The sequence below is a fragment of the Pseudomonas sp. P1_F7 genome (genome assembly GCF_056405655.1).
Window position 1 is genome coordinate 250,918 of sequence record NZ_JBFUBR010000007.1, and the last position, 25,056, is coordinate 275,973.

24 protein-coding genes are annotated in these 25,056 nt (G+C 59.6%); 13 read left to right on the forward strand and 11 right to left on the reverse strand.

The features are described from left to right. Positions 1–25 precede the first annotated feature (25 nt). From AC1D1M_RS13330 to zur, 6 genes are all read right to left on the reverse strand, one after another. Complete coding sequence (locus AC1D1M_RS13330) at positions 26–700, reverse strand: methionine ABC transporter permease (RefSeq protein WP_477775976.1); 675 nt, start codon at positions 698–700, stop codon at positions 26–28. Continuing rightward, on the reverse strand, positions 700–1,707 hold the full coding sequence (locus AC1D1M_RS13335; RefSeq protein ID WP_477775977.1) for a methionine ABC transporter ATP-binding protein: 1,008 nt from the start codon (positions 1,705–1,707) through the stop codon (positions 700–702). Before AC1D1M_RS13335 ends, AC1D1M_RS13330 begins: the two co-directional genes overlap by 1 nt. 283 nt (positions 1,708–1,990) lie before the next feature. Next, entirely contained in the window at positions 1,991–2,707 is a 717-nt protein-coding gene (locus AC1D1M_RS13340) for a PA5502 family lipoprotein (protein WP_477775978.1), read from the reverse strand. A 37-nt stretch (positions 2,708–2,744) separates the two neighbouring features. Next, positions 2,745–3,533 carry a zinc ABC transporter permease subunit ZnuB gene (gene znuB / locus AC1D1M_RS13345; protein WP_223544875.1) on the reverse strand — a complete coding sequence of 263 codons (789 nt, stop codon included), beginning with the start codon at positions 3,531–3,533 and terminating at the stop codon, positions 2,745–2,747. Beyond that, on the reverse strand, positions 3,526–4,311 hold the full coding sequence (gene znuC, locus AC1D1M_RS13350; protein ID WP_477775979.1) for a zinc ABC transporter ATP-binding protein ZnuC: 786 nt from the start codon (positions 4,309–4,311) through the stop codon (positions 3,526–3,528). The genes znuB and znuC overlap by 8 nt, the downstream gene beginning before the upstream one ends. Then, complete coding sequence (zur, locus tag AC1D1M_RS13355; protein ID WP_477775980.1) at positions 4,311–4,793, reverse strand: zinc uptake transcriptional repressor Zur; 483 nt, start codon at positions 4,791–4,793, stop codon at positions 4,311–4,313. Before zur ends, znuC begins: the two co-directional genes overlap by 1 nt. Before the next feature lie 57 nt (positions 4,794–4,850). Here zur and znuA point away from each other — a divergent pair, with 57 nt between their 5' ends. Next, positions 4,851–5,780: a zinc ABC transporter substrate-binding protein ZnuA gene (gene znuA, locus AC1D1M_RS13360; protein WP_477775981.1), complete on the forward strand. Its 930-nt coding sequence runs from the start codon at positions 4,851–4,853 to the stop codon at positions 5,778–5,780. Positions 5,781–5,895: 115 nt separating this feature from the next. Here znuA and AC1D1M_RS13365 read toward each other — a convergent pair whose 3' ends face one another. After that, positions 5,896–6,846, reverse strand: a complete 951-nt coding sequence (locus AC1D1M_RS13365; RefSeq protein WP_477775982.1) for a homoserine kinase — start codon at positions 6,844–6,846, stop codon at positions 5,896–5,898. Positions 6,847–6,906: 60 nt separating this feature from the next. Next, positions 6,907–7,194 carry a DUF2782 domain-containing protein gene (locus tag AC1D1M_RS13370; protein ID WP_046042673.1) on the reverse strand — a complete coding sequence of 96 codons (288 nt, stop codon included), beginning with the start codon at positions 7,192–7,194 and terminating at the stop codon, positions 6,907–6,909. A 74-nt stretch (positions 7,195–7,268) separates the two neighbouring features. Between AC1D1M_RS13370 and polA the strand changes: the two genes are divergently transcribed. Next, positions 7,269–10,073 (forward strand): DNA polymerase I, encoded by a 2,805-nt coding sequence (gene polA / locus AC1D1M_RS13375; RefSeq protein ID WP_477775983.1) that lies wholly within the window; start codon positions 7,269–7,271, stop codon positions 10,071–10,073. A 511-nt stretch (positions 10,074–10,584) separates the two neighbouring features. On the opposite strand, the gene yihA is transcribed toward polA, so the two are convergent. Continuing rightward, a complete protein-coding gene (gene yihA / locus AC1D1M_RS13380) occupies positions 10,585–11,229 on the reverse strand; it encodes a ribosome biogenesis GTP-binding protein YihA/YsxC (protein ID WP_477775984.1) in 645 nt (214 codons plus the stop codon). A gap of 191 nt (positions 11,230–11,420) precedes the next feature. On the opposite strand from yihA, the gene AC1D1M_RS13385 reads away from it, so the two are divergent. From AC1D1M_RS13385 to AC1D1M_RS13415, 7 genes are all read left to right on the forward strand, one after another. Then, positions 11,421–11,711 (forward strand): c-type cytochrome, encoded by a 291-nt coding sequence (locus AC1D1M_RS13385; protein WP_477775985.1) that lies wholly within the window; start codon positions 11,421–11,423, stop codon positions 11,709–11,711. Between the two features lie 45 nt (positions 11,712–11,756). Further along, a complete protein-coding gene (locus tag AC1D1M_RS13390) occupies positions 11,757–12,386 on the forward strand; it encodes a c-type cytochrome (RefSeq protein WP_477775986.1) in 630 nt (209 codons plus the stop codon). 204 nt (positions 12,387–12,590) lie between these two features. Next, on the forward strand, positions 12,591–13,232 hold the full coding sequence (locus AC1D1M_RS13395) for a thiol:disulfide interchange protein DsbA/DsbL (RefSeq protein WP_218431437.1): 642 nt from the start codon (positions 12,591–12,593) through the stop codon (positions 13,230–13,232). A gap of 14 nt (positions 13,233–13,246) precedes the next feature. Beyond that, complete coding sequence (locus AC1D1M_RS13400) at positions 13,247–14,125, forward strand: endonuclease/exonuclease/phosphatase family protein (RefSeq protein ID WP_477775987.1); 879 nt, start codon at positions 13,247–13,249, stop codon at positions 14,123–14,125. Further along, positions 14,122–16,140, forward strand: coding sequence for a GGDEF domain-containing protein (locus tag AC1D1M_RS13405; protein WP_477775988.1), 2,019 nt, complete (start codon positions 14,122–14,124; stop codon positions 16,138–16,140). The genes AC1D1M_RS13400 and AC1D1M_RS13405 overlap by 4 nt, the downstream gene beginning before the upstream one ends. A gap of 103 nt (positions 16,141–16,243) precedes the next feature. Continuing rightward, a complete protein-coding gene (locus AC1D1M_RS13410; RefSeq protein WP_477775989.1) occupies positions 16,244–17,023 on the forward strand; it encodes an N-acetylmuramoyl-L-alanine amidase in 780 nt (259 codons plus the stop codon). 76 nt (positions 17,024–17,099) lie between these two features. Further along, complete coding sequence (locus AC1D1M_RS13415) at positions 17,100–18,719, forward strand: EAL domain-containing protein (protein ID WP_477775990.1); 1,620 nt, start codon at positions 17,100–17,102, stop codon at positions 18,717–18,719. A 7-nt stretch (positions 18,720–18,726) separates the two neighbouring features. Here the strand turns inward: AC1D1M_RS13415 and AC1D1M_RS13420 are convergent, their stop codons facing one another. Both AC1D1M_RS13420 and algB read right to left on the reverse strand, forming a co-directional pair. Next, on the reverse strand, positions 18,727–20,517 hold the full coding sequence (locus tag AC1D1M_RS13420) for a KinB sensor domain-containing domain (protein ID WP_477775991.1): 1,791 nt from the start codon (positions 20,515–20,517) through the stop codon (positions 18,727–18,729). A gap of 10 nt (positions 20,518–20,527) precedes the next feature. Beyond that, entirely contained in the window at positions 20,528–21,874 is a 1,347-nt protein-coding gene (algB, locus tag AC1D1M_RS13425; protein ID WP_477775992.1) for a sigma-54-dependent response regulator transcription factor AlgB, read from the reverse strand. Positions 21,875–22,312: 438 nt separating this feature from the next. Between algB and AC1D1M_RS13430 the strand changes: the two genes are divergently transcribed. From AC1D1M_RS13430 to gltP, 4 genes are all read left to right on the forward strand, one after another. Next, entirely contained in the window at positions 22,313–22,573 is a 261-nt protein-coding gene (locus tag AC1D1M_RS13430; RefSeq protein WP_477775993.1) for a hypothetical protein, read from the forward strand. Positions 22,574–22,643: 70 nt separating this feature from the next. Continuing rightward, positions 22,644–22,808 (forward strand): DUF1328 domain-containing protein, encoded by a 165-nt coding sequence (locus tag AC1D1M_RS13435; RefSeq protein WP_223459238.1) that lies wholly within the window; start codon positions 22,644–22,646, stop codon positions 22,806–22,808. Between the two features lie 234 nt (positions 22,809–23,042). Continuing rightward, complete coding sequence (locus tag AC1D1M_RS13440; protein WP_477775994.1) at positions 23,043–23,267, forward strand: hypothetical protein; 225 nt, start codon at positions 23,043–23,045, stop codon at positions 23,265–23,267. A gap of 335 nt (positions 23,268–23,602) precedes the next feature. Then, entirely contained in the window at positions 23,603–24,934 is a 1,332-nt protein-coding gene (gene gltP, locus AC1D1M_RS13445) for a glutamate/aspartate:proton symporter GltP (protein WP_477775995.1), read from the forward strand. Positions 24,935–25,056 lie beyond the last annotated feature (122 nt).

The window sequence follows — 25,056 nt, forward strand, 5'->3', positions numbered from 1 at the left end:
TGCCAGCGAATGGCCGGCTCATGTCTTATTTACGGGAGAAATGCACAACCAGTTTGTCGCCGACGGTTTGCAGCACCTGGACCAATACCAGCAGCAGTACCACCGTCACGACCATCACATCGGTCTGGAAACGCTGGTAACCGAAACGGATCGCCAGGTCACCCAGACCACCAGCACCCACGACACCGGCCATCGCCGTGTAGGACACCAGTGTAATGGCTGTCACCGTAATCGCCGCGAAGATGCCCGGACGAGCCTCCGGCAGCAAGGCATTGGTGATGATCTGTCGTGTGGTCGCGCCCATGGCCTGGGTCGCTTCGATGATGCCGCGATCCACTTCACGCAGGGCGGTTTCCACCAGGCGCGCGAAGAACGGCGTGGCACCCACCACCAGCGGCGGGATCGCACCGGCGACACCCAGGGACGTGCCGGTGATCAACACGGTGAACGGGATCATCACGATCAACAGGATGATGAACGGCAGCGAACGCAGAATGTTTACCAGCAGCGACAACATCGCGTAGACGCCTTTGGCTTCCAGCAACTGGCGCGGGCTGCACAGGAACAGCAGCACCCCCAGGGGCAAGCCGAGCAGCACGGTGAACAACAGCGAACCGCCGAGCATCAGCAGGGTGTCGCCGGTGGCCAGCCAGATTTCGAACCAGTCGATATTGGCGAAGAAACTTGTCAGGGCTTCCATTAGCGCAGCACCTCCATGTGGACGTCGGCTGCGGTGAAGCGGGCAAAGGCCGCTTCCATGTCACCGCCGGTCACGGCCAGGGTCAGTTGCCCGTAAGGGATGTCTTTGATGCGGTCGATACGACCGGCCAGGATGCTGTAGTCCACACCGGTTTCCCGGGCGACAGTGCCCAGCAGAGGCGCGTAGGTCGCTTCGCCCTGGAAGGTCAGACGCAGGATGCGTCCCGGTACGTGAGCGAAGTCGTCACGCTGTTCGCTTTCGTCGATCTGCTCGTCTTCCTGCACGAAGCGCTTGGTGGTCGGGTGCTTCGGATGCAGGAACACCTCGGCCACCGAGCCTTGCTCGACGATCACACCGGCGTCCATCACGGCTACTTGGTCGCAGACCCGGCGGATCACGTCCATCTCGTGGGTGATCAAGACGATGGTCAGTTTCAGCTCGCGATTGATCTCGGCGAGCAATTGCAACACCGATGCGGTGGTTTGCGGGTCGAGGGCGCTGGTGGCTTCATCGCACAGCAGGATTTTTGGCTTGGTCGCCAGCGCACGGGCAATGCCGACACGCTGCTTCTGCCCGCCGGACAATTGCGCCGGGTACTTTTTTGCGTGGTCGGACAAACCGACCCGCGCCAGCAACTCGGCTACGCGGGAGTCGATTTCGACACGCGACAGCTCGCCGGCCAGGGTCAGTGGCAGCGCGACGTTGTCGGCGACAGTCTTGGAGGCCAGCAGGTTGAAGTGCTGGAAAATCATCCCGACCTGCTGACGGAAGCGGCGCAGGCCGTTGGCGTCGAGAGCGGTGACTTCTTCACCGTCGACGGTGATCTTGCCGCCACTGGCGTTTTCCAGGCGATTGATCAGACGCAGCAGAGTACTTTTTCCCGCGCCGGAATGACCGATCAAGCCGAAAACCTGCCCGTTCTCAATCGTCAGACTGGTCGGATGCAGGGCGGGGATTTCCCTACCGGCGACGCGGTAGGTTTTATGGACGTTTTGAAACTCGATCACGTAGCGAACCTTGTGGGGCGCGTTAGAAAAGGATCAGCGGTTAGCCGGGCGCGCATTTTAGCCTGTCCGTATAGAGGTTCTTAGCATTTATTTCGCATTTGTCCTTTCATTTGGAAATAACACGATCAAAGGTCAGAAAAAGGAACGGCTGAAGAGGCTCACTCCAGCGATTGGTCGGTATCGGGTTTGGGAGGGGGAGGCAAAGGCCAAGGCCAATGCGATTTCGGCCTGAGCATTTTTATTGCCAGAAAGGACGCCTTCGCGGGCTTGCCCGCGAAGCTTTTCAGGGATTCCGAGGGCTAAGAACCATCTGCGCCGGAACGCTGCGCAAAATCTGCCGCTCCAGCTTCAGATCAAACTCAGGATCGAGTTTCTTCACCCGTTTGGTCAGCAAATTAGCCAGCCAAGGGTAATCGTTGGTGCGTGGAGCCTGAATGCTCACGTCGCACTGAAAATTCACCACATCGGCGGCAATGGCATCCAGTTGGCGACGCAGTTTGCCTATATCGTTGATATTCAGCACGACTGTGGTGCCTTCAGCCGTCAGGTCGATAACCTTGGCTTTTGGCTTGGCTTCGGCAGCCTTGAGGGCGGCTTCGGCTTTTTCCAGCTCGGCCTTGCGCGCCTGGGCAATCGAGCCATTGACTCCGCCGGTCAGTGCCGGAGCCTTGGGCATCAACGAGCGGGCACGGCTCAGGGCGGTCGCGGCGGCATCCACATCACCCTTTTGCAGCACGATCTGGCTGCGGCGCAGATAGGCTTCGGCCAGTTGCCGCTGGTATTGCTCAAGGGAAGCATCGTTGGGCGATTCGGCCTGCAAGGCTGCCAATTGGTCTTCGGCGATGGTCAGTTCATCGCTGGCGATGTTTTGTTCCAGCTGCACGATGGCCGTGGCCCGCGCATCGGCGGCCTCGGTGGCCGCCGGTGGCGTGCTTTGGCAGGCGCCCAGCAGCAAAGAAAATGCGACAAGGAGCAGATAACGGGAGGCGAACGACTTCATTCCTGCGACTCTCTATTTGCGCAAAAAACGAGCAAGTCTACACCCCTCGACGGGGCAGAACAAAACTCAGCAGAAATAGCGCGGCGGCCGTCACCACAATCGACGGGCCGGCAGGGGTGTCCTTGAACCAGGACAGCGCCAGCCCGCCACACACGGCGAGTATGCCCAGCAGGCTCGCGCCCAGTGCCATCTGTTCCGGCGAGCGGGCGTGACGTTGTGCCGCAGCCGCTGGGATGATCAGCAACGAAGTGATCAGCAATACGCCGACGATTTTCATCGCCACGGCAATCACTACGGCGATCAACAGCATCAGGGCCAGGCGCAATCCCGCCACGGGCAAACCTTCGACCCTGGCCAGTTCTTCATGCACCGTGATCGCCAGCAATGGGCGCCACAACGTAACCAGCAAGACCAGTACCGCAGCGCTACCGCCAAGAATCCAGGCCAGGTCGGTCGGACTGATCGCCAACAAGTCKCCGAACAGATAGGCCATCAGGTCGATCCGCACTTCGTGCATGAAGCTTAGTACCACCAGGCCCAGAGAGAGCGTGCTGGGCGCGAGAATTCCCAAAAGTGTGTCGGATGCCAGCGGTTGGCGTTGTTGCAATGTCACCAGCAACACTGCCAACAGCAAGCAGCCAACGGTGACGGCAACGGTCGGGCTGACATCCAGCAGGAAGCCCAGGGCTACGCCGAGCAATGCCGCGTGGGACAGGGTGTCGCCGAAATAGGCCATGCGCCGCCAGACCACGAAAGACCCCAACGGGCCTGCGACGACGGCCAGGGCCAGGCCTGCAAGCAGGGCGTAGAGCAGAAAATCAGCCATGCTTGCAGCTATCTCCGTGAACATGGGGTTGGCCCGACGCAGGCGCCTTGACCACCGAGCCATGCAGGTCGTGGGCGTGGTCGTGATGGTGGTGATAAATCGCCAGGCTTTGTGCGTTCTTTCCGAACAGCTCGACGAAAGCCGGATCGCCGCTGACCTGCTCGGGATGGCCGGAACAGCAGACGTGACGATTGAGGCAAACCACCTGATCCGTGGTGCTCATCACCAGATGCAAATCGTGGGAGACCATCAGCACGCCGCAACCGTGACGATCGCGCAGACGGGTGATCAGGCTGTACAGCTCAGCCTGGCCGGCCACGTCGACACCCTGTACCGGTTCGTCTAGCACCAGCAGTTCCGGTTCGCGCAACAAGGCCCGGGCCAGCAACACGCGTTGCATTTCGCCACCGGAAACGCTTTGCACCGGGCTGTCGATCACCTGTTCGGCGCCGACCTCCTTGAGTGCCGCCAAGGCCATCGCACGGTCCACGCCCGGTACCAGGCGCAAGAAACGCAGGACCGACAGCGGGAGGGTCGGATCGACATGAAGTTTTTGCGGCATGTAACCGACCCGCAGTTTTGGCTTGCGCCAGACGCTGCCGCTGTCCGGTTTCAACAAGCCGAGCACGGCACGCACCAGCGTGGTTTTGCCGGCGCCGTTGGGGCCGATCAGGGTAACGATCTGCCCTGGCTCGACGCTCAGCTCAATGTTGTCCAGCACCGGTTGCCCGGCGAACGTGACGGCGACCTGCTCAAGACGGATCAGCGTGTTGCTCATCAAGCCCCCTGGCAACCCGAGCAGAGACCGACCACTTCAACGGTCTGGCCTTCGACGACAAACCCGACATCCCTGGCGCTGGCGATGATCGCGTCGCTGATGGATGTTTGTTCGAGCTCGATGGCGGCGTGGCACTCACGGCAGATCAGGAACTGACCCTGGTGAGCATGTTCCGGGTGATTGCAGCCGATGAAGGCGTTGAGCGAGGAAATCCGATGGWCCAGGCCGTTTTCCAGCAGGAAATCCAGCGCACGGTACACCGTCGGCGGCGCTGCGCGGCGACCGTCCTGCTCGCTGAGGACCGCGAGAATGTCGTAGGCACCCAGCGGCTTGTGGCTTTGCCACACCAGTTCCAGCACTCGCCGGCGCAACGCGGTCAGGCGCAGGCCTTGACGTGCGCACAGGGCATCGGCCTCGGACAAAGCGCTGTGAACGCAATGTGAGTGGTCGTGGGGACGGCTGGCAATCGGTGTTTTTAGCATGAGCGGCGACGAGTTTTGTGAGAGACGTTATTATGTTACCCGTTCTCGCCTCTTCGAGTGGTCATCGTGTCCCGACTTTTTTCTATCTTTGTCGCATTTGTCGCAAGTTTTCTGCTGATCGGTTCGGCGCAGGCCGAGGTCAAGGTCCTTACCAGCATCAAGCCTCTGCAGTTGATCGCCGCGGCGGTGCAGGACGGCGTGGCGATTCCTGAGGTTTTGCTGCCGCCGGGTGCCTCACCGCATAACTATGCGTTGCGCCCTTCCGACGTGCGCAAGGTGCAATCGGTGGACCTGCTGTACTGGATCGGCCCGGACATGGAAGGTTTCCTGCCACGCGTGCTCAGTGGTCGTACGTTGCCCAACGTCGCCGTGCAGGATTTGCCAGGCATGAAACTGCGCCGCTTTGCCGAAGATAGCCACTCCCACGCTGAAGAAGCCGACGAACATGACCACGATCACCGTCCGGGCAGCCTGGATGCGCACCTGTGGCTATCGCCGGTCAACGCCCGGGTCATCGCCACGAAAATGGCGGCTGACCTGAGTGCCACCGATCCTGCCAATGCCGCGCGCTATCAGAGCAATCTGAAAGCCTTCGACGAACGTCTCGATGCGTTGGATGCGCGCCTGAAGAAACGCCTGGCCGATGTTCAGGGCAAACCCTACTTCGTGTTCCACGAAGCTTTTGACTACTTCGAAGACGCCTACGGCCTCAAGCACGTGGGTGTGTTCAGCGTCGCGGCCGAAGTGCAACCCGGTGCCCAGCATGTCGCGGCAATGCGCGCGCGTTTGCAGGAAGTCGGCAAGACCTGCGTGTTCAGTGAACCACCGCTGCGGCCGCGTCTGGCGGAAACTCTGGTGGCGGGATTGCCGGTGAAACTGGCTGAACTGGATGCGCTGGGCGGGTACACGCCGGCGACTGCTCAGGGGTATGAGCAGGTGCTGGAGAAGTTGGGGAATGATTTGGCGGGGTGCCTGGAGTCGTTGTAACCGACACCAGACCCTGTGGGAGCGAGCTTGCTCGCGAAGGCGGCATTACATTCAACATCAATGTTGACTGACCCACCGCTATCGCGAGCAAGCTCGCTCCCACAGGTCAAAGCCTTTAAAGAGCGAAAGGCAACGGCGTATTGACCGTCTGGCGCTGCGCCAGGCGCAACTGGAACTCCATCGGATCGTGAATCAACACGTCCTGCCCGGCGAACGACTCCGCCGCGATCAAGCGTGACAACCAGAACCGTACGCAAGCCACCCGCAGCATGGTCGGCCACAACTCGGCTTCGGCAGCGGTGAACGGTCGCAGGGTTGCGTAAGCGCCCAGCAAGGCCCGCGCTCGCGGTCCATCGATCACGCCATCGTCGTCCGAGCACCAATCGTTCAAGGCAATCGCCACGTCGTAGAGCATCGGCCCGGAGCAGGCGTTGTAGAAATCGATCAGCCCGGTCAGGTGCGTGCCTTCGAACATCGCGTTGTCGCGGAACAGGTCGGCGTGAATGTTCGCCCGTGGCAGTGCCAGGATTTTTCCTTTCTGCCGGGTGATTTCTTCCAGCGCCCGCTGCAGCAGGTCTTTCTGTTCGGCACCGAGGTGCGACAAAAACTGCGTGCCCTCTTCCAGCATCCAGTCCAGGCCACGATCGGTTTTGCGCTTGATCATGTTGGCCTGGGTCGCCAGGTGCAGATGGCCGAGCAACTCACCGACCTGCGCACAATGTTGCGCGTTGGCTTGCTTGATGTGCTTGCCGGCCAGACGCGGTTGCAGCAGCGCAGGTTTACCCGCCAGTTCGCGCAGGGCCACGCCGTCGGTGGTGCGCAAGGCGTAAGGCACCGGCAAGTTCGCGCCGTGCAGCACGTCGAGCAGTTCGATGAAGAACGGCATTTCCTGAACCGGGCCGCGCTCGATCAGGGTCAGGACAAATTCGCCCTGCTCCAGGCTGATAAAGAAATTGGTGTTTTCGCTACCGGCGGCAATCCCCTGGAAATCAAGCAGGCGGCCGAGGCCATAAGGGGCGAGAAAAGCTTCCAGCTCGGGCCGAGCCAGGGGGGTGAACACAGACATGTTTAAACTGCCAGTACGGGCGCCGCTGTTGAGCCAGCGCCGATTAAAGTTAAGGACGACTTACCACTTAAAAATTTCCCACGCCGGAATCAGCATATCCGGGTAATCCGAGCGAATGAAGTTACCGTCCGACCCATCGGCGCGCACGAGAAAATACGGCTTGCCGCCTTTGGGCGTGACTTTGATCGCATACAGGAAGCCGTTTTGGCGGTATTCCTGAATGAGCTTGTCCCCTTCCGTGCGGATCGTGACATCCGGGTCTGCCGAAGGGGCGTCATCCGCCGCCATGACGGCCAAAGGTGTGATAGCAAACAAGCCAGCCAGCAACAGGCGATTTAGTGTGCGCATGATAACCTTGTCCCTTTGTCGTCAACGGTCCCGCTATTCTAGCGCCGGACCCGCCGAAAAGGTTGATCCTGCTCATGAGCCAAGCCCCCCTCGTCCTGGTGGACGGTTCTTCTTACCTGTACCGCGCCTTTCACGCGCTGCCACCGCTGACCACGTCCAAAGGCCTGCCGACCGGTGCGGTCAAGGGCGTCTTGAACATGCTCAGGAGCCTGCGCAAGCAATATCCGGACAGTCCGTTCGCTGTGGTGTTCGACGCCAAAGGTGGGACTTTTCGCGATGACATGTACGCCGAATACAAGGCCAACCGTCCGAGCATGCCCGACGACATGCGCGTGCAGATCGAGCCGCTGCACCAGAGCGTGATCGCCCTGGGCTTCCCGCTGCTGTGTGTAGAGGGCGTCGAGGCCGATGACGTGATCGGCACCCTGGCCCGCAGCAGCGCGGCGGCGGATCGTCCGGTGATTATTTCCACCGGTGACAAGGACATGGCGCAACTGGTCGACGGTCACATTACCTTGGTCAACACCATGACCGGTAGCAGCATGGATGTGGAGGGCGTGAAGGAGAAATTCGGCGTCGCTCCCGAGCAGATCATCGATTATCTGGCGCTCATGGGCGATTCTTCCGACAACATTCCGGGCGTTCCGGGCATCGGTCCGAAGACGGCTTCGGGCCTGCTGGTCGGCGTGAACGGCGGCCTGACCGAACTCTATGCGCAGCTCGACATCGTGCCGACCCTGCCGATTCGCGGCGCCAAGACCCTGCCGGCCAAGCTCGAAGAGCACAAGGAGATGGCCTTCCTCTCCTATCAACTGGCGACCATCAAGGTCGACGTGCCGCTGGACGTTGGGCTCGACGACTTGCAAATGGGTCCTGAAGATCCGGCCAAACTCTACGAGCTGTACACCCTGCTGGAATTCAAGAGCTGGCTGAACGACCTTGATCGCGACGCCAAACGCCTGGAACTGAGTGCTGCCGCCGAGCCTGCACCGGCCGCGGATCTGTTCAGCGAACCAGAGGCCGAAGCACCGGTCGCCGCTGCTGAAGCCGCCTATGAAACCATCCTCGATCAGGCGCGGTTCGATGCCTGGCTGGAAAAACTGAACAACGCCAAGCTGTTTGCCTTCGACACCGAAACCACCGGCATCGATGCGCAGCAGGCGCAACTGGTGGGCCTATCGTTCGCCGTTCAGGCTAACGAAGCGGCCTACATCCCGTTGACCCATTCCTACATCGGCGTGCCGCAGCAGCTGGACCGCGACACAGTCCTGCGCGCACTCAAGCCGATTCTGGAAGACCCGAACAAGCTCAAAGTCGGCCAGCACGCCAAGTTCGACATGAACATCCTGGCCAACTGCGCCATCGGTGGCGATCAGGACAACGGCATCACCGTGCGCGGCATCGCCTTTGACACCATGCTCGAGTCCTACGTGCTCAACTCCACGGCCACGCGCCATGACATGGACAGCCTGGCGCAGAAGTATCTGGACCACACCACGGTGAGTTTCCAGGACATCGCCGGCAAAGGCGTGAAACAGCTGACGTTCGACCAGATCGCCCTGGAGCAGGCCGGGCCTTACGCCGCTGAAGATGCGGATATCACCTTGCGCCTGCACCAGACCCTGTTCGAAAAGCTTTCGGCCATTCCGAGCCTGGCCAGTGTGCTGACTGACATTGAAATTCCGTTGGTGCCGGTACTGGCGCGCATCGAGCGCCAGGGCGCATTCGTCGACGCCGCCCTGCTGGGTGTGCAAAGCATCGAACTGGGCGACAAGATGGTCGCACTGGAGCGCGAAGCTTTCGAGATTGCCGGCGAGGAATTCAACCTCGGCTCGCCCAAGCAGCTCGGCGTGATCCTTTACGAGAAGCTCGGCTTGCCGGTATTGAAGAAAACCGCCAAAGGCCAGCCGTCCACTGCCGAAGAGGTGCTGGCCAAACTGGCAGACGACGACTATCGATTGCCGAAAGTGCTTATGGAATATCGCTCCATGAGCAAGCTGAAAAGCACCTACACCGATCGTTTGCCGGAACAGATCAACCCGCGCACCGGGCGGATCCATACTTCGTACCACCAGGCTGTCGCCTCCACCGGGCGACTGTCCTCCAGTGATCCGAACCTGCAGAACATCCCGGTACGCACCGCCGAAGGGCGGCGCATTCGCCAGGCGTTCGTAGCCCCGACCGGTTACAAGCTGCTGGCGGCGGACTATTCGCAGATCGAACTGCGGATCATGGCGCACCTGTCACGGGATGAAGGGCTGATGAACGCCTTCCGCCACAATCTGGACGTGCACACCGCGACCGCCGCCGAAGTGTTCAAGGTCGAACTGGCCGACGTGACCTCCAACCAGCGTCGCAGCGCCAAGGCGATCAACTTCGGCCTGATCTACGGCATGGGCGCGCAGAAGCTCGGCAAGGACATTGGCGTCGACACCAAGACCGCCAAGGCCTACATCGATACCTACTTCGCCCGATACCCCGGCGTTCGCCAATACATGGACCGCACGCGTGCCCAGGCCGCCGAGCAAGGTTATGTCGAGACGTTCTTCGGTCGTCGCCTGTACCTGCCGGATATCAACTCCAACAAGCCGCAAGAGCGCGCCGCCGCCGAACGCACGGCGATCAACGCACCGATGCAAGGCACTGCGGCGGACATCATCAAGAAAGCCATGGTCGCGGTGGATAATTGGCTGACCACGTCTGGCCTCGACGCCAAAGTCATCTTGCAGGTGCACGATGAACTGGTGCTTGAGGTGCGTGAAGACCTGGTCGAACAGGTTCGCGATGAAATTCGCGTGCACATGAGCGAGGCCGCGAAACTGGATGTGCCGTTGCTGGTCGAAGTGGGTATTGGAAATAACTGGGATGAGGCTCACTGAGCCTTCTTGTAGGAGCGAGCTTGCTCGCGATGGAGTGTCAGACACATCGATTTCGGCTGAAATTCCATCGCGAGCAAGCTCGCTCCTACAGAAAATTGTCGTTTTCTGCTGCGGCATAGTGCCGCGGCAGACGGGCGCAAGTCGCTTAGACCGGAAGATAATTAGAGTTATTCCAAAGCTATTTGAAAAAAAATCTGAACTAATCTTGCGACCACCACTCAGAGTTACTGAATGGCTGGTGAAGCCCTTCGATGCTCCTATGTTGTGTTAAGTGTTGGCAGATATCTGGACCCCGCCCTAGCGGTCTAGAGCTTGAACCCCGGAACTTCTCCCTCCCCATATGAAGTCCGGGGTTTTTTTTGCCCCGAGAAAAACTGTCCGTGATGCGCTCATGCTGCGTTAAAAGCGCGGCTCGAAATGCTCATTTAGGCCCCTAAAGTCGAGCGCGACCCCGGCCGTTTCGAGCCGCGCTTTTGCCTTGCCTGAGCGCACCACAAACAGTTTTTGATATTTATTGAATCTCTGCTTCGGCACCCTTGTCCGCCAGTTCCATCCAGCCCGCCAGTACGGTGTAGGCATCTTCCAGGCCCATGCGTTTTGGGGCCGAAAACAGCTGGATTGTCACCAGATCGCCCCAGCCCTTGCGGATTTCCACCTGAACCTTGAGCAGCGTGTTCTTGGCCGCGCCATAGGTCAGCTTGTCCGCTTTGGTCAGCAGAATGTGCATCGGCATGCCGGCAGCCACGGCCCAGTCGAGCATCAGCAGGTCGAAATCGGTCATCGGATGGCGGATGTCCATCATCAGGATCAGACCTTTCAAACTCTCGCGTCCGCCCAGGTACGCCTCCAGGTGACGCTGCCAGTGTTGCTTGAGCGGGATAGGTACTTTTGCATAACCGTAGCCCGGCAGGTCGACCAGACGGCGTTCATCGTCTAGCTTGAAGAAATTCAACAGTTGCGTGCGCCCCGGGGTTTTCGAGGTGCGCGCCAGGCTGGCATGGGTCAGGGTGTTCAAGGCACTCGACTTGCCGGCGTTGGAACGCCCGGCGAAGGCGACTTCGAAGCCCTCGTCATCCGGACATTGGTCGACTTTGGCGGCGCTGAGCATGAAGGTGGACTGTTGGCACAGACCGAGGATGGGATTCTTGAGTTGCATGGGATTTCCGATGTGGGCGGCGCCAGGAATGGGCGCGGCAAGCAGTGTCGCTTCCGTTTCAGTGACGCCAGTATATAATGCCGCAGATTTTGTGTGCGCTTTGTCCCAGCGTAGGATGAAGTTCACGAGAGCGACAGACCTTGATTGCGCACTAGAACGCAGCTCGCTCTCAACCCTGAAAAGGTCGTTTTATGACGAAATGGCTGCTAGCTGCCGGTGTCTTGATGCCGCTTTACAGCGCTCAGGCTACACAGGATCCGGAAGCTGTGTACAACCGTGTTTGTGGTGCCTGTCATTCCGGCCAACTCCCCATGGCGCCGACAAAAGGCGATCAGGAAGCTTGGACGCCGAGGTTGGCGAAAGGTATGGAGACGCTGGTGCAACACGTGACCCAGGGTTTCAAGGCGATGCCGCCGCGTGGTTTGTGCATGGACTGCAGTGCCGAGGATTACCAAGCCATCATCCTTTGGATGAGCGAGTAAGCCCGGTCCATAACTCTTAACCCTTAGCCGTAGTTGGATTAGCTGATGAAGAAATTGATCGTGAGTCTGCTGTTGACCGTGGGCATCTCCGGCATGGCCCATGCTGCAGGTGAGGCAGTACAACCGGGTGATGCAAAAGCTGGCCAGGCCAAAGCCGCCGTATGTGGCGCCTGCCACGGCCCGGATGGCAACAGCATGGCGCCAAACTTTCCAAAACTGGCGGGTCAGGGTGAACGCTACCTGACCAAGCAATTGCACGACATCAAGTCGGGCAAGCGCACCGTTCTGGAAATGACCGGTCTGCTGACCAATCTGAGCGATCAGGATCTGGCGGACATCGCCGCCTACTTCGCCAGCCAGAAAGGCAGCGTCGGTGCCGCCGATCCGAAGATCGTCGCTCGCGGTGAAGCCCTGTTCCGTGGTGGTGACCTGGCCAAGGGCCTGCCAGCCTGCACCGGTTGCCACTCGCCAAATGGCGCAGGTAACGCGGCTGCCGGTTTCCCGCACTTGGGTGGCCAGCACGCTCAATACGTCGGCAAGCAACTGACCGATTTCCGCAAGGAAGAAGGCGGCCGCAACAACGACGGCGACACCAAACCTATGCAGACCATTGCCAAGAAGCTGAGCGACGAAGACATCACCGCGGTGTCCAGCTACATTCAAGGCCTGCACTAAGGCCGGCGGATCGGGCGTTGAGCGGGCGGGGTGCTTATCGCCTGCAACGTTAACGCTCGATTAATCCGTCCCGGCAAGTATAAAAAGGGTGGCCTTGGCCGCCCTTTTTTGTGGCCGCTGCCGCTACACTACAGAACTCAAGCCCGCCAGGATCTGTCTGATAACAAGTCGCGCGAGGCGAAAAAATTTGTCCAGGAGTAAAGCATGCGTAATCTGATCATCAGCGCCGTTTTTGCCGCTGCCAGCCTGTTCGGCATGACTGCCCAGGCCGCTGAAGCCCCCGCCGCACCTTATGTCGAACTGAGCAATCCGGTTCCGGTCGCCGTGCCTGGCAAGATCGAAGTGGTGGAGCTGTTCTGGTACGGCTGCCCGCATTGCTACGCCTTCGAGCCAGTGATCAATCCCTGGGCCGAGAAGCTGCCTTCGGACGTGAACTTCGTACGTATTCCAGCCATGTTCGGTGGCCCGTGGGATGCTCACGGTCAGATGTTCCTGACCCTTGAAGCCATGGGTGTAGAGCACAACGTTCACGCCGCGGTGTTCAATGCGATTCAGAAAGAACACAAGAAACTGACCGACAAGGATGACATGGCCGACTTTCTCGCCACCCAAGGCGTGGACAAGGACAAGTTCCTCGCGACTTTCGACTCTTTTGCTATCAAAGGTCAGATCGTCAAGGCGCGTGAACTGGCCAAAAAGTACGAAATCACCGGCGTTCCAACCATGATCGTCAACGGCAAGTACCGCTTTGACGTAGGCTCTGCCGGCGGTGCCGAACAGGCCCTGCAACTGGCCGACAAACTGATCGACAAAGAGCGAGCGGCTAACAAGGCTGCCGCCAACTAAGGGCAGTCACTGCCATGCGCCGATGGGGTACTGAACGCATCGTTGGCCTGCATAGTCCGCGGATCAACGAGCATCATCTGGAGTCCACGGGCCTGCCCGCAGACAGTCGTCTGCGCTTGCTCAGTTTCAATATCCAGGTCGGCATCAGTACCGAGCGCTATCGGCATTACCTGACCCGGGGCTGGCAGCATTTGCTGCCGCACACCGGGCGTGCCGACAATCTGCAGAAAATCGGCAACCTGCTGGGCGACTTCGATCTGGTCGCCTTGCAGGAAGCCGATGGCGGCAGCCTGCGATCAGGCTACGTCAATCAGGTCGAACACCTGGCCCAGCTCGGCGCCTTTCCCTACTGGTATCAACAACTCAATCGCAATCTCGGTCGCCTGGCCCAGCACAGCAATGGCGTGCTCAGCCGATTGCGCCCGTGGGCAATTGAGGACCATCCGTTGCCAGGACCAAAGGGGCGCGGAGCCATTCTGGTACGTTTCGGCGAAGGCCCGGAAGCGCTGGTGGTGGTCATGATGCACCTGGCCCTTGGCGCTCGGGCGCGCAGCCTGCAACTGGCCTACATCCGCGATCTGATTGGCGATTACAAACACCAGGTACTGATGGGTGACATGAACACCCATGCCAATGACCTGCTGCAAAACTCCGCGTTGCGCGATCTCGGCCTGCTTGCGCCGCAACTGGAAGCGACATTTCCCAGCTGGCGCCCGCAGCGCTGCCTGGACCATATCCTGCTGAGCCCGAGCCTGACCCTGGAAAAGGTCGAGGTGCTGGCACAGCCCATTTCCGATCACCTGCCGGTCGCGGTAGAGATTCGTCTGCCGGGTTCGCTCATGGCCGATGCATTGCCCGCGTTGAGTCCTGCCCTTCGCGGATCCCATGAATGAGCGACGAAGCACAGCGCTGGAAAGAGAAATACCTCAAAAGCATCGAACAACAGGAAAAGCTCGAACGTCGCTGGGACGCGCGGCTCGACTTGCTGCGTCGTGGGCTGGTGCGCAGCACCCTGGCGGCGGAAGGTACTGACCGCGCCGTTGACCAATGCATGAAGGAAATGCGCGAGGTCGTGCGTACCGACGACATGGACGCCGGCCTGGCCGCACTGATTCCACGCCTGGAAAAAGCCGTGCTCGACTCCGAACAGCGGCGGGAAACCCGGGTCAACCAGACCAGTGCCGCCCTGACTGCACTGGTCACTCAACTGCAAACATTGCCGCTGCCACGGGATGTGAGCCGGCCACTCAAGAGTTTCGCCAAGCAACTGGATGCGCGGGTCAGTCAGGCACGTGAGATACCGTTGTTGCTCAGCGAGCTGAGTGGCTTGCAAGGAAAGGCCCTGAGCCAGCTGGAGACTCCGGCGGAGCCCGGTCGGCCGGGCTTGCTGCAGCGATTGTTCGGCGGTCGTGAAGCGGAGGAGGCGGTGGCATCAATGGCTACTTCTCCTGCCCGGGTCTCAGCCTTGCAGCCGTTAACAGCGCCGGCTACCCCTGTAGCTGAGTACCCTGCGGCGATTATCGAGTCGGCCCCGGTCGTGATTGAGCCGGCAATCTCCGAGGTACCCGTTGCCGAGCCAGCCGTGGCTGCGCCTGCTCCGGCAGTCGTGGCTTTTGCTCCCCCGGCTGCGGAGCCTCAACCGGCCAGTGCAGCCGCGACAGAAATCGAATCGGCCGAGCAACCAGCCCCGGAAACCATCGCGACGCCTCCTGAGTCGGAAACAAACCCCGACGAGCTGACCGCGCAAGCACCGCCGGATAGCTCGCCCTTACCTCCGATTCCGACGGAGGACGTGGCCGTCGTTGATCAGGCGCCATCCGAACACGACATCCTCTACGCACTCCCGGACTCTCCCGAGCCCTCCTACAGCTCGGTGGCCAGTCATATCGAAGACACGCTGCTGGGGCTGCTCGAAGACCTGACATTGCCCGAGCGTCATCGCCCGCAAGCCGAATCCATGCGCAACCGTTTGAAAAACGGTCTGAACTGGTACGAGTTGCTGCCGATTCTCGACGACTTCGCCACGTTGATGCTGGCTATTACTGATAGTGGCCAGCATGAGTTCGAAGCCTATCTGCAACGACTGAACGAGCGCCTCGAATCGTTCCAGAGCAACTTGCAGGCCGCCACCGCAGGACACGCCGACAACCGTTCGGCTGCGCGGCAGATGGACACGCAGATCCGCGAACAGGTCGATGGCTTGCAGAGCAGCATGCAGGAAGCTGCGGACCTGGAAGATCTCAAGCACGTCCTGGAAAACCATCTCGAAGGCTTGCTGGGCACCATGGACCAGCACCAGAAACAGCGCGATGAGCGCGAGCAAGAGGTCGCTGCGCGCCTGCATAGCCTGGCCGAGCGGGTCGCCCATATGGAGCAGGAGGCCCAGGGTTACCGCGAGCACCTTGAAGAGCAACGGCAGAAGGCATTGGTCGACCCGTTGACCGGTCTGCCCAACCGCGCGGCCTGGAGCGAGCGCCTGGATCATGAAGTCACACAATGGCAGCAACATGGCAACTCGCTGCTGCTGGCCATGCTCGACCTCGATCATTTCAAGCGCATCAACGATAGCTACGGGCACCTGGCCGGTGACAAAGTGCTGAAAATCATTGCCAGCGTGTTGCGCAAGCGTCTGCGCGGAACGGATTTCATTGCCCGGTTTGGCGGCGAAGAGTTTGTGCTGTTAATGCCATCCACGGTGCCGACGGCGGGGCTGAAGCTGCTGGAAAGCTTGCGCGCCTCCATTGAGGCCTGCCCGTTCCACTTCAAGGGAGAGCCGGTGACCATCACCGTGTCTATCGGAATGTCGGCGTTCAGGCCGGGTGAGCACGGCGATCAAGTGCTTAAAAGAGCCGATCAGGCGTTGTATCGCGCAAAAAATGCCGGCCGCAACCGGGTGGAACCGGGCTGAGCATTATTTGTTCCATTTTGTTTAATTCGATGCGATTGCCGTCAGCTCGCAAGGCATTACGTTACACTGTTGCATTATTGTCTTGTGTGTACTGCCTTTCGCCATGAAATATTTTGCTCTGATCGTGTCACTGATTCTGCTGGCCGGCTGTACCAGCGGCCCCCGTTTTGACACCAGCCACCCATCGGCCAATCACGACAGCCGCGTGCAATTTGTGGTGGTGCATTACACCAATGCCTCGCTGGAGCGTTCGTTGCAGTTGCTGACCCACGGTGAAGTCAGCAGCCATTACCTGATCGGCGACGACAAGGGCGCCACCATCTACAAGCTGATGGATGAAAATGTGCGGGCCTGGCACGCCGGGGAAAGCGAGTGGAATGGCCGGACCTGGCTGAATTCCAGTTCCATCGGTATCGAAATCGTCAACCCGGGCTTCAAGGACACCCCGACCGGACGCGTGTGGTACCCCTACACCGAAGATCAGGTCCAGTCGTTGATCGTGTTGCTCAAGGACATCAGCAAACGTCAGGGCATAAGGCCTCGCGACATCATCGGCCATAGCGATATTGCACCGTTGCGCAAGCTGGACCCGGGGCCGCTGTTCCCCTGGAAGCGACTGGCCGCCGAAGGCCTGGGCATCTGGCCGAACGAACAGTCGGTGGCGCGCCAGCAAATGCAGTTCGCCGAACAATTGCCGAGCATCAGCTGGTTTCAGGTGCAATTGGCCCGCCTGGGTTATGCCTCGCCACAAACCGGCGAGCTCGATGTCGCGACACGACATGTGATAGCGGCATTCCAGATGCATTTCCGCCCGGCGCGCTTCGATGGCACTCCGGATGCGCAAACTGCAGCTCTGCTTTTAGTGTTGAATCAGACAAAATAATGACGCCCGCCCGACGGTCCGGGCTTTTTTCCAATCAGCAGCTATAACTCATTGGTAATTCTTCGGATATTTCACAATGCCTGCTGCTCGAGAGACCTTCCGTAATTGGCTCCATCGCCCCTGGTTTTTGGGGCTGCTGTCTGCTGTCTTGAGCGCAACGTTATTGATGGCCGGCAGCCTGTTCGTCGCCATACACCAGGTCGAGCAAAACGAAAGCGAAGAAATGAATGCTCAGGGTGAACGCTTCCTCGCCCGTCTGGAACAGCTCTTCGGGCAACTACGTGAAAGCCTTGACGACCTTGAAGCGCAACCGTTGCGCGGCTGCGATGCTGAAATGATCGCGACCTTGCAACAGGTTACGTTCAATTATCGCTTCGTCTACGAAGCCGCCTACATGGACTCCTCGCGAATCTGCTCCAATCGCCCTCGCCAAGAAGGGCTGTCGCTGAGTCGATCGCCAGATATCAAGGGCCCGACTTACAGCTATTGGCTCAACACCACCACCGAACCCGATGAAAACCGTGCCGCGCTGATGCTCGGGCGCGGGAATTTCCGGGTCGCGACTTCTCGCGGGCATTTGACCGATATGGTCGACCTGTCGCCGGGCAGCAGCCTGCTGGTAGTCCTGGACCATGGCGCGCGCGCGATTCCGGTGCTGGGCGCTTCTCAGGTCTGGCCGCCGGCCGAGGCCTGGCCACCGAAAAACCGTGATGCGCTGCAGATCACCCAGGCACGCTTGATATACCGCATGCCCACCGACAACCCGGAATATCAATTGGTGTTGATCAGCCCGCGCACCGGCATGCATATCCCGGCGGTCTGGTGGTGGTTGCTGCCGGCCAGCCTCGCGCTGGGCTTGTGTGTTGGGTTCCTGGTGTTTCTGCTGGTGCGCCAGCGGCAGTCGCTGGACGCCGAACTGACCGGCGCGATTCGCCGTGGCGAGTTGCAGGTGCTGTACCAACCGATCTTCGACCTCGATAGCCGCAACTGTGTCGGGGCTGAAGCACTGCTGCGCTGGCGCAGGCCGGACGGCACCCTGACCAGTCCCGACCTGTTCATTCCGATGGCGGAGAACACCGGGCAGATTCGCCAGATGACGGACTTCGTCCTGCAACGCCTGCTCGAGCAACTCGGCCAGTTGCTACGTGCCAACCCGCAACTGTACATCTCGGTCAATCTCGCGGCGTGTGATGTGATGGTTCCGCGGATTGGCCAGGTGATGGCGCGGCTGCTGACCCTGCACCGTGTCGCTGCGCGGCAAATTGCCTTTGAGGTCACCGAGCGCGGGCTGGTCGATGTGGTGGTGGCCCGGGAAAACCTGCAAGCGCTGCGGGATGTCGGGCACCAGGTGTTGATCGATGACTTTGGCACCGGCTATTGCAGCCTCGCCTATTTGCAAACCCTGCCGGTGGATTGCCTGAAAATCGACAAGGCGTTCATTGATGCGTTGGGCCATGACGCCGCCAGCAGCGGTGTGGCCCCGCACATCATTCACATGGCCCAGTCGCTGCACCTGAAGGTGATTGCCGAGGGCATCGAACATGAGGCCCAGGCCGAGTTCCTGAGCAGTGAAGGCGTGAAGTTCGGTCAGGGCTGGCTGTTCGCCCGCGCGCTGAGCGCAGTGCAGTTCATTGAATTGATTACCCGGGGGCGACGCCTGGCCGGCGCCGGCCGTCGCCTGGATGACGAGGCGTGAAGGTGAGCTAAACGGTCAGTGCCATGTAGAACTGAGTACCTTGCCCCGGCCGTGAATAGACGCCCATCCGCCCGCCGTGCAATTGCACGATTTCCTTGCACAATGCCAGGCCGAGCCCGGCCCCGCCCTTCTTGCGTCCGACCTGTACGAACGGCTCGAAGATCCGCCCTTGCTGACCGTAGGCAATGCCTTCACCGTTGTCCTCGACACTGATGATGACCCGATCGCCGTGGCGCCGGGCCTGCAGGCATATCCGCCCGCCGTTGCCGGTATGACGCAAGGCGTTGTCGAGCAAGTTGTCGAGTACCCGGTCCAGTTGTGGCTGGTCGGCCTGTAACCGCGGCAAAGGCCCCTGCACTTCCACCAGCAGATTGATTTCCTTCTCTTCGGCCGATGTGGCAAAGCGTGACTGAGCCTGTTCCAGCAATGTTTCGATGGAACACGGCGCCAGGGTGAGTTTCTGCAAACCGTTCTGGTAACGGGAGAAATTCAGCAGGTCATTGATCAACTGCATCAGCCGCTGCATCTCTTCATTCACGGTATCGAGCAGGTCGGCTTCCCGGGAATCCGGGGCAAAGTGTGTGCGCTCGCGGAACAATCCGAAGGCCATGTGCATGCCGGTGACCGGTGTGCGCAATTCATGGGAAGCGCGCAATACAAATTCGCTGCGTACCCGCTCGAAGGCACGCTGTTCCGTGACGTCATGCAGCACCATCACGGCACCGAGAATATGGCCCTGGGTATGGCTTACCGGGGTCAGGCTATAGGTCAGTAGTCGCGACTCGCCGTCGACTTCGAGACTCAGGTCCTCCGGCGCCTGCTCCAGCGTGCCGCCGCGCAGCACCAGTTGCAGCTGCTCGTCGAGTTCGGGGCGCTCCAGCGCGGTGCCCAACCCTTGACCCAGACGATCTGACTCCCAGCCCAACTGACGCTGGGCCACAGGGTTAAGGTGTTCCAGATGGCCCTGACGGTCGATCATCAGCAGTCCGTCGTCGATGCTGTCGAGCACGGCCTGTAAACGCTGCTGACCGGCCAGCAGTTCATCGACGTTGGTGGCCTGATGTTCACGCAGCGCTTGGGCCATGATCCCGAAACGCCGGGTCAGCTGGTTCAGCTCCACCGCCGAAGAGATCGGCAGGGTGACTTCGAAATTGCCCTGGCCGATATTGTCCGCCGCCTTGGCCAAAGCCTCGATGGGCTCCCCGAAGCGCCGGGCGATGGCCTGCGCGGTCACGAAGCCGATGATCAGCACCGCCAGCCCCACCAGGCCAAGCAACCCGGCAATCAGCAGCGCCTGCTCCCGGGCCTGACGCTCGGTATCGTTGATGTTATCCAGTGCGCGCTTGTGCTCGGCGATCAGGCCATTGCGTAGCGCGTTGAATTTTTCCGTCAGGTTGTCGTGGCTGCTGAGCACATTCGACGGGTCCGGGGACTCTTCATAAGCCTGGATAAAGCGCTCGTAGTCGGCCTTGGCTTTTCTGAAGCCATACTCGTTTCCAGGCTGCGCTGGCTCCTGGGCGATGCCTTCCTCCAGCAGTTCGAAGTAATGCTGCTTCGAGGCGGCGAAAGCGGCGGAGTCAGGTTTCTCGCTGAGCATGATGATCAGTTGATCACCCAGGGTCTGACGCAGCTTGAGCCCCAGGTCCAGAGTGACGAAGTTGTTACGGATGAGCACTTCCTGGCTGCCGGCCATCTGCATCACGCTGACCAGTCCGAGCAAGAGCCCGAGCAGCGCGACGGTCATCAGTGCGGAGATGCTCAGGAACAACCGGGTCCGCAATTTCAGCGCCAGTTTCATCGGCTGTTGCTCACAAGTTGTATTGCTTGCGTTTGCGGTACAGCGTCGAGGCGTCGATGCCCAGGGTTTTAGCCGCTTGATCCAGCGTGTCGGCGGTGGCAAGGACCGCGCCGATGTGGGCCTTTTCCAGCTCCTCCAGGCTCAGTGCCGCGCCGATGCGCGGTGCATTGTTGACCGGGGTTTCGGCCATGCCCAGGTGACTGATCTCAACCCGCTCCTGTGGACAGATGATGCTCGCCCGCTCGATCACGTTGCGTAGCTCACGGATGTTACCCGGCCAGCGATAGCTCAGCAGCGCTTCCCGGGCCTCGTCGCTGAAGGCGCGTGCGGGACGGGCGTATTCCTTGACGAAACGCGCGAGGAAACGATCGGCGAGGTTGAGAATATCTTCGCGGCGTTCGCGTAGCGGTGGCAGGTGCAAGGTAATGACATTCAGGCGATAGAGCAGGTCTTCACGGAAACGACCGTCGCGGGCCATGTCCTCAAGGTTGAGGTTGGTGGCCGCAAGGATGCGTACATCGGCGCGACGGGTTACCGGATCACCGACGCGCTCGTATTCCTTGTCCTGAATAAAACGCAGCAACTTCGGCTGCAATGTCAGGGGAAAGTCGCCGATCTCGTCGAGAAACAGCGTCCCGCCGTCCGCCTGGTTGACTCGGCCCAAGGTGCTTTCGCTGGCGCCGGTGAAGGCGCCACGGCTGTGGCCGAAAAGTTCGCTTTCCATGAGTTCAGCATTCAGCGACGGGCAGTTGATCGTGACGCAGGATTTCTTCGCGCGTTTGCTCCAGCCGTGAATGGCTTGGGACAGTTCACCCTTGCCGGTGCCGGATTCACCAAGAATCAGGATATTGGCATCGGTCGTGGCAACCTGGCGGGCGGTTTCGAGTACCACTTTCATAGCCGGGCTGTGGGAGTCCAGACCATCCTTGGGCTTGCGCACTTCACCTTCCAGGGCTTCCAGTCGCGCCGACAGTTGCCGCACTTCCAGTTGCTTGGCGGTGGCCAGCCGCAATTGATCGGGGCTGCACGGTTTGACCAGATAGTCGGCGGCACCGGCCTGAATCGCGTCCACCGCCGTGTCGACGGCTGAGTGCGCAGTGACGATCACCACCCGCATCCAGGGCGCCTGGATACGCATTTGGGCCAGCACATCGAGGCCATTGTCTTCACCCAGACGCAAATCGAGGAAGCACAGGTCGAAGACCTGCCGCTGCAACAGGGCTTCTGCCTGCGCGGCGCTGGTAGCTGTGGCCACGCTGTAGCCTTCGTCTTCGAGGCAATAACGGAAAGTACGCAGGATGGCGGACTCATCATCCACCAGTAGAATGCGGCCTTGATGCTCAGTGGCTGATTCCATTTTCCTACGCTCCTTAATGAGTGATCTTGGTTTAGTCCTGGAGAGATCGGGCAAGTTGCATGATTGATTCTGAGCCCTTCCCGTCATGGCAGGGTAGCTTTCATCCTATGTATCGGTTAGCCGGCTGATTCTGCAGGTCTTTCAATAAATGCCCGGTTTCTTACAACAGCCTGCGTGTATTTCTGACATCCGCGCCCTCCTTTCAATTCAAAAATTTTGCGACTTCCTTCAAATGGATCGTGCAATACGCACGACTGCACAAGTGGCATCGTGCAGGATGCGTGCGAAGTGATTTCTTTTGCGTTCATAACATATTGAAATTAAAGAAGATTAATTAGAGTCAAGGCTGGCATGCGGGCTGCAATTGTCTGGTTAACCAGGGCGTTCAAAAACAAACGCCCGCTATCGAATACCGACCCGAGTGGCAGGAGCTCCAGGATGAACCGTCAACGTTCCGCCCACCTGCACTTCTCGCCTGTGCAAATCGTGCAAGGACTGTTTGCAGTTCTGGCGCTGTTGATCACCCTGATCGGCGGCCAGCAGCCGGAAGCGCCACGCCTGTCGATTCAGCATCCGAGCCAAACCCATTTCAGCGCTGTCAGCAGCGGTCAGGCCGATAGCACCCCGATGCGCATGATGGATGTCGACCAGGCCGGGCCTTTGGGTGAGCTACGTCATCAGGAGCGTTGGGTGTTCTAGGCAAAACTTCCGCGCATCCGATGCGCCGGGAAACGCAGCAACTCTAAACAGAAGCGTAAGGAGAATTACCATGTTGAGCTGGGCAATCACATTCCTGATCATCGCCATCGTCGCTGCCGTACTGGGCTTCGGTGGTATCGCGGGCACCGCCACGGGTATCGCCAAGATTCTGTTTGTCGTGTTCCTGGTGATGTTCGTTGCTTCCTTCTTCTTTGGCCGTCGCGGTCGAAGCTGACATGAGAGGGTTGTTCAAGACACTGGCAGCCGTCCTGTTGATGGAGCAACTGAAGAAAGATCCGAACGGCTACTGAGTTCGCACATGAAGGAGGCCAGTTCGCCTCTTTCCACCTGCGCCACCTGAGGAAGGCCGGCGCATGACCAAGGGGTCGGGACGTTCTGCCTGTTTCAGGGGCGGAGTGACCTACGGGTACAGGGAGTCCCTGCGCAAGGGCCTGGTCAGGAAAAGCTGTTGCGCAAGTTCGCCGGACCGCCATGGCTCGACGGACTTGCGAAGGGCTTGATCACGCAACACATTGAAATAGAGCGCTCGTCTCGGTTTCCTCACCGTTATCGCTTCCTTGTCTTGCTTACGCCGGAAAATACTTTTCCCGGTGTTTCACCAGCGACCGTATATCGAGAAAAATCACCTTTCTTTGGCCGCGATTTTTCGCTTCGCCTTGCGGGATTTTGCTGAAAAATCAACGCTCGGCCACTGCTCAAAAAACATTCAATCTGCTCTGTGATGGCCGGTTCACGGCACTTATGCCTGCCGAAATGTCGTATTCGAACCGCTTGGGACGCGCGTTTCACTAAAAAAACCTCATGCCGATTCGGCATAGGGTAGGCGTTTACGGCATTAGACGGCGCTCCCTTGCATCGGAATAGTTGCGCCTTTTTTCGCCTGCCAGAGAGCCGTAAACACGCGCTCCGGGGCACCTTATACGGGGGGCAGATGCACTGGACTTTTTCGCCACAAGCGTTCCAGTTCGCGCATCTCCCTGAGTCAAACAACAAAGTAAGGGTAAAGATATGAAGAAGGCAAAGCTTAGCCTCGCCTGGCAGATCCTCATCGGTCTGGTATTGGGGATTGCAATCGGTGCGCTGCTCAACCATTTCAGTGCCGAAAAAGCCTGGTGGATCAGCAACGTCCTGCAACCGGCAGGCGATATCTTTATCCGTCTGATCAAGATGATCGTGATTCCGATCGTCATCTCCTCCCTGATTGTCGGCATTGCCGGCGTCGGTGATGCCAAGAAGCTGGGGCGTATCGGCTTCAAGACCATCATTTACTTCGAGATCGTCACCACCATCGCCATCGTGGTCGGTCTGCTGCTGGCCAACCTGTTCCATCCGGGTGCCGGCATCGACATGAGCACCCTGGGCACTGTGGACATTTCCAAGTACCAGGCCACGGCGGCCGAGGTTCAGCATGAACACGCGTTCATCCAAACCATCCTCAACCTGATCCCGTCGAACATCTTCGCGGCCATGGTTCGCGGCGAAATGCTGCCGATCATCTTCTTCTCCGTATTGTTCGGTCTCGGTTTGTCGAGCCTGCAGGCGGACCTGCGCGAGCCGCTGGTGAAGATGTTCCAGGGTGTATCGGAAAGCATGTTCAAGGTCACTCACATGATCATGAACTACGCCCCGATCGGCGTGTTCGCACTGATCGCGGTAACCGTGGCCAACTTCGGATTCGCCTCGCTGATACCGCTGGCCAAACTGGTGATCCTGGTTTACGTCGCCATCGCCTTCTTCGCTTTCGTGATCCTGGGCCTGATCGCTCGCCTGTTCGGCTTCTCGGTGATCAAGCTGATGCGCATCTTCAAGGATGAGCTGGTACTGGCCTACTCCACCGCCAGCTCCGAAACCGTGCTGCCGCGCGTGATCGAGAAGATGGAAGCCTACGGCGCGCCGAAAGCCATTTGCAGCTTCGTGGTGCCGACCGGTTACTCGTTCAACCTCGACGGTTCGACCCTGTACCAAAGCATCGCGGCAATCTTCATTGCCCAGCTGTATGGCATCGACCTGTCGATCAGCCAGCAACTGTTGCTGGTACTGACCTTGATGGTCACCTCCAAAGGCATCGCCGGCGTACCGGGCGTGTCCTTCGTGGTACTGCTGGCTACCCTGGGCAGCGTCGGTATTCCACTGGAAGGCCTGGCGTTCATCGCCGGTGTCGACCGCGTCATGGACATGGCCCGTACCGCGCTGAACGTGATCGGCAACGCACTGGCGGTTCTGGTTATCGCTCGTTGGGAAGGCATGTACGACGACGCCAAGGGCCAGCGCTACTGGAACTCCCTGCCGCACTGGCGCAGCAAGGAAAAGCTGCCGGTGGGTGAAATTTCCCGCAACTGACACAAAACTCTGTAGGAGCGAGCTTGCTCGCGATGGTGGCAGGAGCACCGCGCATATCCAGAATGCCCGCGTCATCATTGACGTCCATCGCGAGCAAGCTCGCTCCTACAACAAACCCCGGA

Excerpts from the sequence above, each read along its gene's own strand:
- AC1D1M_RS13330 (WP_477775976.1), bottom strand. The coding sequence starts at position 700 with ATGGAAGCCCTGACAAGTTTCTTCGCCAATATCGACTGGTTCGAAATC.
- AC1D1M_RS13340 (WP_477775978.1), bottom strand. The coding sequence starts at position 2,707 with ATGAAGTCGTTCGCCTCCCGTTATCTGCTCCTTGTCGCATTTTCTTTG.
- znuC (WP_477775979.1), bottom strand. The coding sequence starts at position 4,311 with ATGAGCAACACGCTGATCCGTCTTGAGCAGGTCGCCGTCACGTTCGCC.
- AC1D1M_RS13365 (WP_477775982.1), bottom strand. The coding sequence starts at position 6,846 with ATGTCTGTGTTCACCCCCCTGGCTCGGCCCGAGCTGGAAGCTTTTCTC.
- AC1D1M_RS13370 (WP_046042673.1), bottom strand. The coding sequence starts at position 7,194 with ATGCGCACACTAAATCGCCTGTTGCTGGCTGGCTTGTTTGCTATCACA.
- polA (WP_477775983.1), top strand. The coding sequence starts at position 7,269 with ATGAGCCAAGCCCCCCTCGTCCTGGTGGACGGTTCTTCTTACCTGTAC.
- yihA (WP_477775984.1), bottom strand. The coding sequence starts at position 11,229 with ATGCAACTCAAGAATCCCATCCTCGGTCTGTGCCAACAGTCCACCTTC.
- AC1D1M_RS13385 (WP_477775985.1), top strand. The coding sequence starts at position 11,421 with ATGACGAAATGGCTGCTAGCTGCCGGTGTCTTGATGCCGCTTTACAGC.
- AC1D1M_RS13390 (WP_477775986.1), top strand. The coding sequence starts at position 11,757 with ATGAAGAAATTGATCGTGAGTCTGCTGTTGACCGTGGGCATCTCCGGC.
- AC1D1M_RS13395 (WP_218431437.1), top strand. The coding sequence starts at position 12,591 with ATGCGTAATCTGATCATCAGCGCCGTTTTTGCCGCTGCCAGCCTGTTC.
- AC1D1M_RS13400 (WP_477775987.1), top strand. The coding sequence starts at position 13,247 with ATGCGCCGATGGGGTACTGAACGCATCGTTGGCCTGCATAGTCCGCGG.
- AC1D1M_RS13405 (WP_477775988.1), top strand. The coding sequence starts at position 14,122 with ATGAGCGACGAAGCACAGCGCTGGAAAGAGAAATACCTCAAAAGCATC.
- AC1D1M_RS13410 (WP_477775989.1), top strand. The coding sequence starts at position 16,244 with ATGAAATATTTTGCTCTGATCGTGTCACTGATTCTGCTGGCCGGCTGT.
- AC1D1M_RS13415 (WP_477775990.1), top strand. The coding sequence starts at position 17,100 with ATGCCTGCTGCTCGAGAGACCTTCCGTAATTGGCTCCATCGCCCCTGG.
- AC1D1M_RS13420 (WP_477775991.1), bottom strand. The coding sequence starts at position 20,517 with ATGAAACTGGCGCTGAAATTGCGGACCCGGTTGTTCCTGAGCATCTCC.
- algB (WP_477775992.1), bottom strand. The coding sequence starts at position 21,874 with ATGGAATCAGCCACTGAGCATCAAGGCCGCATTCTACTGGTGGATGAT.
- AC1D1M_RS13430 (WP_477775993.1), top strand. The coding sequence starts at position 22,313 with ATGAACCGTCAACGTTCCGCCCACCTGCACTTCTCGCCTGTGCAAATC.
- AC1D1M_RS13435 (WP_223459238.1), top strand. The coding sequence starts at position 22,644 with ATGTTGAGCTGGGCAATCACATTCCTGATCATCGCCATCGTCGCTGCC.
- gltP (WP_477775995.1), top strand. The coding sequence starts at position 23,603 with ATGAAGAAGGCAAAGCTTAGCCTCGCCTGGCAGATCCTCATCGGTCTG.